Below are 12765 nucleotides of genomic sequence, written 5' to 3' on the forward strand. Positions count from 1 at the left end.
GGGATCAAAAGCGGGTCATGCCCGCCAGCTATTGGGGGTGAGGTCGGGCTGCACAAGGGCTTCGATGCCCACAAAGCCCCGGACACGCCGCCCGGACGAGTTGACGATGTTGTTGGTGGATTCCAGATTATACCTGCGCTGGTTGGCGATCAGCGCATCGCTGAACCCTCGTGCCTTGATCGCATTCAGGCTGTTCTCCTCGCACCACATCTTGTAGACCTCATACAGCTCTTTCGAGCTGGTGCAGGCATCCGCCTTCAGGCGGATGTAGCCCTCGGATTCGAGGAAATCGAACACATTGTTGTTGTCCCGCTTCACCAGTTCCCGGTTGCGCTTGGCACGGTCACTCTCGGTGAACTGGAAGCCATTCTTCACCAGCCGCTGCAAGCCCTCAAATGCCCACAGCAGGATGCCCTCGACCTCTGCCGCCATCTTCTCGGCAATGTCCGGGTCGTCCACACGAGACAGGGGCTTGTCCTTGGTGGTCAGGATGAGCTGACGGCGATAGAAACCGTCCGAGCGGTCATACAATGCCTGCAAATCGCCATTGCTAAACGCCAGCAGGCGGGCGTACATCCAACCCTGATAACTCTGCTTGCCCTTGCGCTCCAAGTCCATCTGCCCCTGTGCGGTCACGATGGACTTGACATAGTTGGTCTGGCGCAGGGCTTCCATCCGCATATCATCGTCCACGCAGAGCAGGGTGTGTTCGAGGTCGGCACGGGCAAAGCGGTTCTCCGAGATCTTGCCGATGCTGCCATCCTTCATGTTGCAGCCGAACAGCCGGGACAGCACCACGCCGATCTGCGACTTGCCCTCACCGCCGCTGCCCTTGATGACCATCATGCGCTGACCCTTGTTGCTGGGGATCAGGCAGTAGCCGATGAACTCCTGCACCGTGGGAACGTCCTCCGGGTAGAGCAGGTCGGACAGGAACCGCAGCCAATGGGTGGGCTGTGCAGCTTTCGGGTCATATTTGACCGGGAGCCGGTTGCGGACGATCTCCGGCTTGCCCTCCTGAAAGGTGCCGTCCAGATACAGGGTGCCGTTTGCCAGTGCGATGCGGTCAGTGACAGGCGGGAAGTCCTCCACCTGTGCCGCCAGCTTCAGCACATCCACCACATTGGTGACCTTCTTGGCAAGGTTCGCCCCGACGTATTCACGCATCATCTCGAAGATCTCACACCGCAGGGGCATGGGGTCCACCATTCTGCCGTCCGGGGTGAAAAATGCGCCATTCGAGTAAAGCAGTTGGTGGATGCTCAGAAAATCGTCACAGAACAGGGATTCGTTGAAAAAGCCCTTCTTGAACCATGCAGGGGTAAAATTACTCATAGGCATTCCATCCTTTCGTTGGCGTTACGGAAAAACAATGTGGTCAATTTGACCACATTGTTTTCTGGTAACTGAGGAATCAACGTTTAGCCGTTCTCCCTGCATGGATTTCCTGCCCCCTTCCGGCGGCGTTTTCCGGCTCTCCCACTTGGGGGTCATCGCCGGGTATCCCATGCAGACGGTCATGCTGTTTTCAAGGTCCAACGGGCAAAACGGCAACAAAAAAGCCGTCACAGAACAGACCAGCCCCGCCTTCGCTTTTTCTGGAAGGTCATGCTAGTCGGTTATGTAACGGCTGAAAGCCAAGATGTTCAGCCCCGCAGGGCCTGAACGAATATGTAAAAATATGTTATATTCAATTGTTGGGACAGATTACCACAAAAATCGAGCCGTGTCAACAAAAACTTTTGAGAACGCGTCACTTTCGGCAGCTTGCAAGAAAAGGCGAGGAAAACTTTGGCAAAAAGAGAGAGGGCTGGGCGGTGCCAGCCCTCTTGACAAGCAGATTTATATAGTTTGAAGGCGATTTTTCAATGCTATGATATTTTGATGGATCTGCATGATCACATCCTTAAACGCAGCATCATCTTTTCCAGTCGGGTCTTCCAATCCCCAGTTATCATCAAATGGTCTACCAATAAAAGGACATCCCACATTGCAGCCCATGGAGATGGCGATATCCGGTTCTGGAATATCCGAAATCAGCTTAGAATACTGCGTCTGCTCCATGTCGATGCCATAAAGCTTCTTCATCAACCGCACGGCATCCTGATTGATTTGCGGCTTGGTTTCCGTTCCGGCAGAATAGCTTTCAAACACGTCGGACGCCAGTGCTTTGCCCAATGCCTCCGCAATCTGGCTGCGGCAGGAGTTATGGACACAGATAAATGCAACTTTTGGTTTGGTCATGCGGGAAACCTGCCTTTCGTTTTGTTTGCGATTTTTACGAGGAAAAGCATCACAGGCACTTCGGTCAATACACCAACCGTTGTGGCAAGTGCGGCAGGAGAAGTCGTTCCGAATAGAGCGACAGCTACCGCAACCGCCAATTCAAAGAAGTTGGATGTGTTACGTTCGTTCATGCTCTTACCTTCTTCAAAATAACGATGACTTCATCCTTTTTCAGCACCTTGCCATAGGACACCACCTGACCGTCCACCACCAAAGCGGGGGTGGTCATCACACCATAGGCGGCGATCTTTTCAAAGTCCCGCACATGGTCAATGGTCGTATCCATCCCAAGCTCCCGCAGTGCGTCTACAGTTGCCGCTTCCAGCGCATTACACTTGGCACAGCCGCCCCCAAGAATTTTGATCCCGGACTCCTTCTTTTCAGCTTCTGCCGCCTGCATTGCTTCCGGCGTACAGCTCCCGCCGCAGCCGCAAGGCTGCTTTTGTTCTTCTTTTTTCTTACCAAATCCGAAAATTGACATTTTGATACCCTCCAATTATAAAATGAACCCCTGAAACAGGTTGAATAAGTAGCCTACAACGATAATGCCCAAAGCGCAGATAGCGATAAAAACACCCAGCAGCTTCGGCTTAACTGCCTTGCGCAGCATGATCATTGACGGCAGGGACAGCGTAGTGACGCCCATCATAAAGGCAAGCACCGTACCAAGCTGTGCGCCTTTTCCAAGCAAAGCCTCAGCAATGGGAATCGTTCCGAAAATATCGGCATACATAGGAATGCCGATGATGGTTGCTAATATTACGCCGAAGGGGTTATGGCTGCCAAGAACCGCCACAACCCAGCTTTCGGGAATCCAGTTGTGAATGACAGCCCCGATGCCTACGCCGATGAGAATGTACGGAAAGACCTTCTTGAAGGTTTCCGCTACCTGATCCTTGGCATAAACCAGCCGTTCCTTCTGCGTCAGTGTTGGGGAGGCAATGTCCACGGCAGATGCCCTGCGGATAAATTCCTCCACCTGATTTTCCATGTGCAGCTTTTCAATCAGCGTACCGCCAGCCACAGCAATCACAAGCCCCAGCACCACATAGAGAATCGCAACCTTTGCCCCGAAAATACTCATCAGAAGAACAAGACTTCCCAAGTCCACCATAGGCGATGAAATCAGGAATGAGAAGGCCACACCCAGCGGCAGTCCGGCACTGGTAAATCCGATAAACAGTGGAATGGACGAGCAGGAGCAGAACGGTGTTACCGTGCCGAGCAGGGCTGCGATGCAGTTTGCCCAGATACCGTGAAACCGCCCCATAATTTTCTTACTGCGTTCCGGCGGAAAATAACTCTGAATGTAGGAGATCAGATAAATCAGCACACAGAGCAGCACGGTGATCTTAATCACATCATAGAGGAAGAACTGAATGCTCCCACCGATTCGGCTTGTTGCGTCCAATCCCAATGTGCCGAGTAGATTTCCAATCAGCGTATTCAGCCACTTCATGCCGAGGATTTGATCGGTGATAAACTTGCCCATCAGGAGCAGCACCCCCCTTCGCTATTAGAGCCGCAGCCGCAGCAGGTCAGTCCCTCTATAAATTCTTTGAACTGGGTCAGGGTTTCGCAGTTCAGGGAGTAGTGCTGCCACTTGCCATCCTTGCGGGCATTCACTAGTCCGCACTCCATCAGAATCTTCATGTGGTGAGAGAGGGTCGGCTGGGTAATTTCAAACCGTTCCAGCAGCTTACAGCCGCACTTCTCACCGTCCGACAGCATCTTTACGATTTCCAGCCGGTTCGCATCGCCCAGCGCCTTGCAGATCAAAGCCACATCCATAGCATTCATAGAAACACCTCACATTGATAATCGTCTATGCGTATAGTGTAGCATATACATAGATGATTGTCAATACATTTGTGCAAATAAAAGCAGGTACACCGCATTTCTACAGTGTACCTGCTTTTCATCATATTGTGGGTAGTTTGTCTACTACACCAATCCGCCTATTCACTTGTTACACCACACCGCTTTGTAAGGCTCCTTTTCGGGAAAACGTCCCAAAATTGGTGTAGTTGTGGTGTAGTACCGCAGATGCCGCTTGAATTTTGTCCGAAATTTCATCGTATCTGCGTTTTAATTTTGCATTTTACTGCTCAATCGGCTTCATCGTGGGGATGTCATCGACGAACGGTTATAAGCCTTTATTTCTTGATACTACTCTACACCACAAGGGTTGAATTTTGCCATTCCATTTACATCTCTACACAAGCCTTTATCCGAACTGTATCGTTTGGCGTATGAATTGGCGTAAATGGCGTATGGCGTATTTGGCGTATGCTTTATTTTATTCTTCAGGGTCTTTCCACTGTGCGAACTGACGGTCAAGATTTTCAAATTCAGACTTACGCAATTCCTTGGTCACATCTGCATAGATGTTCAAGGTTGTGGAAATATCAGAATGTCCCAGCGCATCCTGAATCACCTTGATGTTCACGCCCGCTTCGCACATCCGGGTCGTGAAGGTATGCCGCAGGGTATGGCAGCTGAAACGCGGCAGGAGTACGGTGCTGTTCGGATTCTTCGCAAGCACTTCATCGTTGCAGTCCCGGATGATGCGCCGGATGGCCTTGTTCAGCGTTCCCTGATGCTGGCACTCACCAAAGCGGTTGACAAAGATAAAGTCCGTGTAACCGTCCACCGTTACCGTGCAATGGATCTCTGCTTCTTCCTGATAGGCACGTTCCTTTTCAAAGGCTTCTTTCACGAAGTCCATCATCGGAACAGTGCGGACACCAGCCTTTGTTTTGGGCGAGTGGCAGTTGAAGTAGCAGCCCTTCTTGCCGCCGTTGTTCTCACGGTGGTCGTAGTTGACCAGCGTGTGATTGACGGAGATCGTGCCTTCCTCAAAATCCACATCACACCAGCGCAGACCAGTGGCTTCTCCTACGCGCAAACCAGTTCCCAGCATGACCGCGAAAATTGGATACCAGTGCTGATACTTCGGCGTTTTGGAGAGGTAGGACAGCAGCAGATTCTGCTCTGCTACGGTCAATGCCTTACGGCGGTTGGTTTCAAACTGGTGTGCCTTTTTCAGCTCCCGCAGAACGTTGTCTGAGGGATTGCTCCGCAGATAGCAGTCATCCACCGCCATGTCCAGCACCTGATGCAGAACCGTGTGTACACTGTCAATCGTAGAGATCTGCAAGCCCCGCTCGTCTGCCAGCGTGTTGTAGAACTGCTTAACGTCCGACTTCTTGAGCGCAGACACCTTCGATTTGCCGAAATCCGGCTCCACGAACTGCCGATAAAGGTACAGATAATTCTGAAAGGTGTTGTCCTTCAGACCACGCTTCACCTTTGCCCACAGGGTGAACACATCATTCAGGGTGACGTACCGTGCTTCTGCCTTGATGCCTTCCAGCGAATCTCGCTGAATGTCGTTTTCCTTTTCCCGAAGTTCCTCCAAGGTCGCGGCATAAATAGAATGTCGCTTGCCATCCGGGGAAGTCCAACGGAAATCGTACTTGCCATCTTTGCGCTGGGATTCGCCCTTGCGGAGAACCACACGCGCCTTGTCCTTGCGTTTCGTATTCCGATTTGTTGCCATGAGCGTTGCTCCTTTCTACATTGCGGTACAGAAAAGAGCGTTGTTCTGTGTTCATAGTACCACAGATACGCCATTCTCTGCAAGACGTTTTGAAAAATATCCGGGACATTTTCAAAGCGAGTACATTCGCTCCGTGTATTCATCCAGCTTGCGCCGCTTGATGAGCCGCTTGGAACCCACCCACAGCACGAACTGACAATGCTCCTTATCCGATAATGAACGCAGCTTGTTGATGCCAATGCCGGAATAAGCCGCAGCTTCCTCCAGCGTTAAATTGCTCTTTTCCCAAATCGGAACTTGTCGGGACTTGGTCCCTCCATCTTGCTGATGCAAGACCGTTCCATCGCTTAAAGTCCCCACCGGGGACTTCATTGCTTCGCAAACGCGAACTTCCTTCATAGGCAGACCTCCAATTCCTTGTAACCGAACGCCTGTAACCGGGCAGGAAAGCTCTCTTTTTCTGCACACAGGGCATCCGGTGGGCTTTATACTTTTTCTTATCTTTTTAAGGTTACATGGTTACAGAAAGAGGAAAACGCAGCAATCATGCGGTTTTTGCGATGTAACTGCAGCGTAACCAAACCTGTAACCGACCGTGTAACCGCTGTCCATCAGAAGGGAAAGCCCAGCTGCTTAGCTTCTGCATCCGTTATTTCGGAGAAATCTTCAGCCCCGGTTTCGGGGCTGGTTACGCGCTCCCAGCCTTTCTGAACGCCGTACTTCGGGTAACGCTTGGCGGTTTTGTGAGCCTGCCAGCCTTGGATATCGCCGCGCGAAATTCCCGTGTTCATGATCTCGCAGATGGCGCGGGTCTCCCACTCTGCCGGGATATTGGTGTTGCCCAGTGCTTCTGCGTAAAGCTGCTTGGAACACACCCGGTCACCCGTGTAGTCCTCCAGAAAGGCGTAGATCATGCCAGCCTGCGCATCCTCCTGCATGAAGTCCTGCTGATGGACTTGCAGGGTTTCCTGCATGGCGGGGCTGAACGCCAGCTTGTAATTACCGCTGTTGTAAATCGTCATGGCTTCTGCCCAGAGCTGGTCGATATAGGTGCGAGATTCCTCCTCATTGTCCAGAATGTGAACTTCGGCCAGTTCCGCATCCACCGGGATGGGGATGAAGCGGCGGTTGCCCGTGCGGTCACGGGGCAAAAAATCCTGCCGGTTGGTCGTGCCAGCAAAAACACACTGGCGCAGACGGTCGGCAGGATGTGTTTCGTAGGGGACTTTATAGGTCTCCTTCTGCTTGCTGAGAAAGCTCTTGATTTCCTCGATGCTTTTGGCATTGGCGGTGGCAATCATCTCCGACATTTCAATGATCCAGTGACCTTGCAGCTTGCGGTACACGTTGTCGTCGTCCAGCCGACGCAGGTCATCTGAGAACCACTCGTCCTTGACCGCCAGCAGCCGGAAAAAGCTGGACTTCCCCGCACCCTGACCGCCCACCAGACAGAGCATGGTCTCAAATTTGCATCCCGGCTGAAATACCCGCTTGATGGCTCCCAGCAGAAAGATTTTCATAGCTTCGCAAGTGTACTCGTCCTCCGCAGCACCGAGAAAATGGTGCAGGACGTGGGCTATCCGTGCCGTGCCGTCCCATTGCAGGCCGTTCAGGTAATCCCGGATGGGGTGGTAGCGATTCTCGTTGGCAATGATGCGGATGGCGGATTCAATCTTCTTTTCGCTGAAAATGCCGTACTTCTCCATTCGCCGCAGGATATACTTCATATCGGTGTCGTTCAGCGTCTTGCCGGAGCGGGGCCAGCCCACAGGCTTTACGATGTCGATGCGCTCGCTCAACAGGTTCAGTCGAATGGCATCGGCCAGCACATGGTCGTTCTGCAAAATCGTGATGCAGTTCTGGATCGTCCGCTGGATTTCGCCGTTGGAGTGCTTGGACAGCATTTCCTTCACATCGGTAATGGTTCGGGGAGCGCGTTCTTCGTTGACTTCTTTGCTCAATAAACATCACCTCGTACTATTATTGAAAACATTTTTCTGACTTTTCGGCGGTAGGCGGCGCAGATGGCTTCCGCTGCGCCTGTTCCGTCTGCAAGCGGCTCAACAGGTGCAGAACGGAATCCCGTGCTTTCTCCTTGACCTGCTCCTTGCCCTTCTGTCGGACTTCCGGCTTCAGCAGCTTCTCCTGCAGACGTGCGGCGGTGGTCTGCATGGTCTTGAGGAACTTGTTCAGCGCATCGTCCAAACGATGGGAGGCATATTCCCTAGTAGCTTTGGGAGCTTTTCTCTCTGGCGATAACACCCACCTCTTCGTGTCCTCGATCATCCGCATATCTTCCTTGCGGGTCTCGGTGCGTACCACGTCGGTCACGACCTCCACCGCCTTGTCGTAGGCTGCTGCCGAAACTTCATCGATCAGCGTTTCCATGTCGTTGACCTTGAGGGTCAATTCGTCCAGCTTGCTCTGATGGGCGGCAAGCTGCTCCTTCTGCTTGGCAAGGATGAAGTCCTGCTTTTCCAGATATTTGCGGTTGCCGTATTCCGCTTCTTCCTCCAGTTCCAGACCATGCCGCTCGGCGATCTCAAACAGCATCTTTCGGCAGGCGGCATCAAAGGTGATCTTGCGGTTGTTGCAGCGGCTGAGGGGCTTGTCCGGGGCGGGCAGCTCGAAGCCCAGTGCTTCCAATGCCTTTTCCTGCTGGGGTGCCACCTCGCCGTACTTGTTCTCGCAGTCGAACACATGACGCTCGTGGATGTGGGGTGTGCTTTCGTCCAGATGCAGTGCCCAGTCCAGCACATGAACATGGTCGCCATACTTGGCTTCGAACTTCTCGATGAACTCTGTGACGACGCTCAGCAAGTCCTCTGCCGAAGCGTGTTCATCCAGCGTTCCAAGTTGATAGATGGTCTCTTCCGGGCAGGTCTTGCGGCTGGACAGCAGGTCGGGAATGGAGCGGTTGCGCTCCGTGTGCCGGATTCTGGCGTTACGCTCGTTTTGGCCTTCAACAAAGGCCGTGTAGTGGGTCTCGTAGAACTGCCGTTCCACATCCGAGAAGGTCGCAGCCAGATCATTCGGGTCTTGTGGGTCGAGAGCCGAACGGAAGCCGTGAAAGCAGTCCCAGTAGATGTTGCCTTTGGCTCGTTCCGGGTCGATGTGCTCACTGTTGGCAAGGTTGAAACTGCGGTCATTGTGTTTGGGGTTGTAAGTGCCGTGGGTTCCGGCTCGTCCGTTGTGTCGTGTTAATTTCAGATAGACATCCCTCTTTTCCTGTATTTTTTGTGTACGGCCACTCGTGCGATCAAATCACAGGAGTGATACAATTCTTCTAAGCAACGGGTCTCGCATTTCAAGACCGTGTCTTGAAATCTTCTCTCGGAATCGAGAGGTAATCCTTTCGGAAAAGGATTTATGTGTTTGTTATACTGCAAAGAAAGTGGCCTACCGCTCCTTCCCTCAGTGGGAGATCATGGCGTTTGTCGCTTTCCGCTTAGAAGAGTTTGCTTCTGCTCTGCAAGAAAAGTATAACAGAGAAACTTGGAATCGAACAGGAACTGAGAGTTCCTAATTTTCGGTGAAAGTAGGAAGCATCGTTCCCATTTCTTGTTGCATCCCTATTCTTTCTTTGCGGGGAATCATTAAGATGCTGCATCTCTGTAATTATCATAGCACCTGAAATTGCAAAAGTCGTGGGCTTCGTAGGCCTATTATTGTCCCCCCTAAGTGAACCCGTTTTGATTACTTTTTCCTGATTTTGGTATAAGGTTTAGTGGAGGCTTCTTTCATTTCAACAGCTTGCCGGGAGAGTGCGCAGCAGCGGAGCTGCTGGATCTGCCGCCATTTTGCGCCAGATAATACCCAGTAGGATATGACGCACAGCATCATATCACTGGGCAAGGCGTTCCCCCTTGACTCCCTTCAAAGAGCTGCGGTCTCGCCTGTCGGCTCGGTCGGTGCTTCAAAATACCTGCGGCCTTTTGAGGTCGCCACTGGCGACCCGCACCTCTGCACTCTTGCTCCGGGCAAACTGTCCTGAACGGACAGCTCGTCCGGCTTTTTCAGTTGGCCAAAATGACCAACTGATTCTGTTACGGGTAAAATCAAGTGCCGGGTGGCGGCACCTGATTTTCAACAGACCTTGAGACGGTACGAAAAACGATGTGCTCATTTTGAGTACTTGCAGCATCTGTAACACGTTTTCGATAGACTTTTTGTCGGCAGGAGTTGCTGCAATATCGGGCATCTGCACGTTTGGGCGTGAATTTTTCACCGCAGCACTGGCAGACCAAATCCTGACGGCGCATTTGGCGGTATTCCCGCTGCCGCAGATTGTTGGCCTGATTGCCGCACCAGTAGCTGTGACAGTATTTCTTGGTGTAGATGGTGGTGTAGAACACCCGACCGCAGCCGCCGCAGATAAGTTTGTGGACGGCGTATCCTCCGGCGGTAAAGCCCGTTTCCTCATACGATTCTTTCAAATAATCCTGATTGTTCTGCTTCCATTCTTCGTTTGTCATATACATGGAGATGACCCTCCTTTCACTGGCGTTACAGAAAAACAATGTGGTCAATTTGACCACATTGTTTTCTGGTAACTGAGGAATCAACGTTTAGCCGTTCTCCCTGCATGGCTTTCCTGCCCCCTTCCGGCGGCGTTTTCCGGCTCTCCTTCTCAGGGTCATCGCCGGGTATCCCATGCAGACGGTCATGCGGTTTTCAAGGTGCGGTGCTGGATTTGGCAATAAAAAATCGCCACACAACAACCTGAACCTGACCATCCCTTCTGGGATGGCCTTGGTTCGGGTTTGCTATGTAGCGATAAGAAAGTCAAAAATTTGCTCCGACTCCTTCGGGAGCCGAGCTGGAACTCTAAGTAAATATGTTATATTAAATTGTTGGGATAGACTACCACAAAAATCGCAGTGTGTCAACGTGAACTTGTCGGGGCAAGGCCCCTCCATCTTGCTACGCAAGACCGTTCTGTCGCTTAAAAGCCCCACTGGGGCTTTCATTGCTGCGCTACGCTTCGCAAACGCGAACTTTTGAGAACACGCCATTTTCGGCAGATTGCGAGAAAATGCTCTGAAAACTTTGGCGAAAAGAGAGAGCCGGATGGCTCGTTTTACTTATTTGTTTTTTACCAGCAGTGACTGATACGGTTCCAGCTCCACATCCGCCAGCCAGACGGAAGTGCCTTCCGGGGTGTGGTACTCGCCACCCAGAGCGTCCAGACTTGCCCCCGCCGGGTACTCGGTAAAGTTGAACAGTCCCACCAGCGTTTCCTCGCCGCGCTTGCGCACCAGCGCCAGCACACCGGGGTTGTGGCTGTCCCATGTGGTCACCCACGCATCCGGGGCAAAGCAGGGGTCTGCCCGCATTTGGCGCAGCTGCTCCATGCCCTGCCACAGCTGGTTTTGCAGTGTGCCCTTTCGGGTGCGCTGCTTGGCATCTTCCCAGTTGAATTTGCTGCGGTGCAGGTTGCGGCTGTCCTCCACACGGTCAGGGTCGTTTTTGTAGTCCCAGCCATTGAGCTGTGCAATTTCATCCCCGCAGTTCAGCATGGGGAAACCCTGCAAAAACGCCATGGCAGTGTGCAGCAGAAGATCACGCTTCACGGCGTAGTCCAGTGCGGTCTTATCGTCCTTTTCCAGTGCCTGTTCGATACCGCACAGGCTGGCGGTGGTGCCGCAGCTCCGGGCATCGCCGGTGGCGGGGTCGTAGTTGTACAGCTCGCCCTTTGCCCAGCTACCGGGGAAATTGCCCTCGTAGAAGTGGTAGAGATATTCTTTATGCTTCTGCGGGTCGATGCTCAGCCGTTTTTCCACCGCCTCGTCCAGACCCCAGCCGATGTCATCGTGGCAGCGCAGATAGTTCACGAACCAGCAGTTGTCCGGCAGGGCGTGCAGGGCATCCAGCTGCGCCTTCAGCAGCCGGGTATCCCGGCTGGCAAGGGCACCCCACAGGTTGACCATGGTGGACACGTTGTAGAGCATGTGGCATTCCGGCTTTTCCGGGGTGCCGAAATAGGCGGCAAGCTCCTTGGGAGCCATGACTACCTCGCCCTTGAGGATGACCGCCGGGCAGACGCATTCCAGCACCATGCGGAGCATCCGCACGATGGTGTGCACCTGCGGCAGATTGCGGCAGGTGGTGCCCAGCTGCTTCCAGATGTAGGGCACGGCGTCAATGCGGAACACCTCTACGCCAAGGTTTGCAAGGTGCAGAATGCTCTTGGTCATGTCCACGAACACCGCCGGGTTGGCGTAGTTCAGGTCCCACTGGTAGTCGTGGAAGGTGGTCAGCACCCACTTGTGCATTTCTTCGCACCATGTAAAGTTGCCGGGTGCGGTGTTGGGGAACACCTGCGGCACGGTCTGCTCGTACTGGTCGGGGATGGTGCGGTCGTCATAGAGATGGTAATAGGCCTGAAACCACGGGTCGCCCGCCTTTGCCGCCATGGCCCAGCGGTGGGTGCTGGCGGTGTGGTTCATGACAAAATCCAGACACAGGCTGATGCCGGCTTTCCGCAGTTCACGGGTCAGGTTTTCCAGATCCTTGTTGGTGCCAAGGGCAGGGTCTACGGAATCGAAATCCTCCACTGCATAGCCGCCATCGTTGTGGGGATGGGGCATCTGCAGCAGGGGCATCAGGTGCAGATAGGTCAGCTTCTGCTCCTTGAGGTAGGGCAGTTTCTTTGCCAGTTCTTTCAAATTTCCGGCAAAGAGGTCGGTGTACATGGTCATGCCGAACATATTGCCCCGCTTGTACCACTCCGGGTCGGCAGAGCGCGCCTTGTCCAGTGCTTTCAGCTCGGCACTGCGGGCGTTGTAGGCTTCTGCCATCTCCCGCTCCAGAACTTCCAGCCCTTCCCGGTTGTGGTACAGTTCCATGAACAGCCATTCCAGTTCGTCCTTGTGCTTGGCAAACCGGGACTCAAATTCCTGTTTTGTTGCCATGGT

The 12765-nt window shown here is 53.1% G+C and carries 11 protein-coding genes and 1 pseudogene; all 12 read right to left on the minus strand.

Annotated elements, in window-relative coordinates; all coding sequences use genetic code 11:
* Window positions 1–15: 15 nt before the first annotated feature.
* The gene (locus MTP40_RS12020; RefSeq protein ID WP_249259449.1) at window positions 16–1335 is read right to left on the minus strand and encodes a DNA primase family protein; all 1320 of its coding nucleotides are present in this window, start codon (window positions 1333–1335) and stop codon (window positions 16–18) included.
* A 507-nt stretch (window positions 1336–1842) separates the two neighbouring features.
* On the minus strand, window positions 1843–2244 hold the full coding sequence (locus MTP40_RS12025; protein ID WP_113621411.1) for an arsenate reductase/protein-tyrosine-phosphatase family protein: 402 nt from the start codon (window positions 2242–2244) through the stop codon (window positions 1843–1845).
* Window positions 2241–2399: pseudogene (locus tag MTP40_RS12030) on the minus strand (arsenic resistance protein); the annotation flags it as partial. The gene MTP40_RS12025 and the pseudogene MTP40_RS12030, both read right to left, overlap by 4 nt.
* Before the next feature lie 14 nt (window positions 2400–2413).
* A complete protein-coding gene (locus tag MTP40_RS12035) occupies window positions 2414–2767 on the minus strand; it encodes a thioredoxin family protein (protein WP_249259450.1) in 354 nt (117 codons plus the stop codon).
* Between the two features lie 15 nt (window positions 2768–2782).
* Window positions 2783–3778, minus strand: coding sequence for a permease (locus MTP40_RS12040; RefSeq protein WP_249259451.1), 996 nt, complete (start codon window positions 3776–3778; stop codon window positions 2783–2785).
* Window positions 3778–4086: an ArsR/SmtB family transcription factor gene (locus MTP40_RS12045; protein WP_005920646.1), complete on the minus strand. Its 309-nt coding sequence runs from the start codon at window positions 4084–4086 to the stop codon at window positions 3778–3780. The genes MTP40_RS12040 and MTP40_RS12045 overlap by 1 nt, the downstream gene beginning before the upstream one ends.
* A gap of 499 nt (window positions 4087–4585) precedes the next feature.
* On the minus strand, window positions 4586–5848 hold the full coding sequence (locus MTP40_RS12050) for a tyrosine-type recombinase/integrase (protein WP_112121396.1): 1263 nt from the start codon (window positions 5846–5848) through the stop codon (window positions 4586–4588).
* A gap of 111 nt (window positions 5849–5959) precedes the next feature.
* Window positions 5960–6247, minus strand: a complete 288-nt coding sequence (locus MTP40_RS12055) for an excisionase (RefSeq protein WP_112121395.1) — start codon at window positions 6245–6247, stop codon at window positions 5960–5962.
* Between the two features lie 212 nt (window positions 6248–6459).
* On the minus strand, window positions 6460–7752 hold the full coding sequence (locus MTP40_RS12060; protein ID WP_242983601.1) for a virulence-associated E family protein: 1293 nt from the start codon (window positions 7750–7752) through the stop codon (window positions 6460–6462).
* A gap of 76 nt (window positions 7753–7828) precedes the next feature.
* Window positions 7829–8854, minus strand: a complete 1026-nt coding sequence (locus MTP40_RS12065; RefSeq protein WP_242983596.1) for a plasmid recombination protein — start codon at window positions 8852–8854, stop codon at window positions 7829–7831.
* A gap of 1052 nt (window positions 8855–9906) precedes the next feature.
* A complete protein-coding gene (locus tag MTP40_RS12070) occupies window positions 9907–10329 on the minus strand; it encodes a hypothetical protein (protein WP_181573308.1) in 423 nt (140 codons plus the stop codon).
* A gap of 603 nt (window positions 10330–10932) precedes the next feature.
* On the minus strand, window positions 10933–12762 hold the full coding sequence (locus MTP40_RS12075; RefSeq protein ID WP_112121393.1) for an amylosucrase: 1830 nt from the start codon (window positions 12760–12762) through the stop codon (window positions 10933–10935).
* Window positions 12763–12765 lie beyond the last annotated feature (3 nt).

It is taken from the genome of Faecalibacterium sp. IP-3-29 (assembly GCF_023347335.1).
Taxonomy (GTDB): domain Bacteria; phylum Bacillota; class Clostridia; order Oscillospirales; family Ruminococcaceae; genus Faecalibacterium; species Faecalibacterium duncaniae.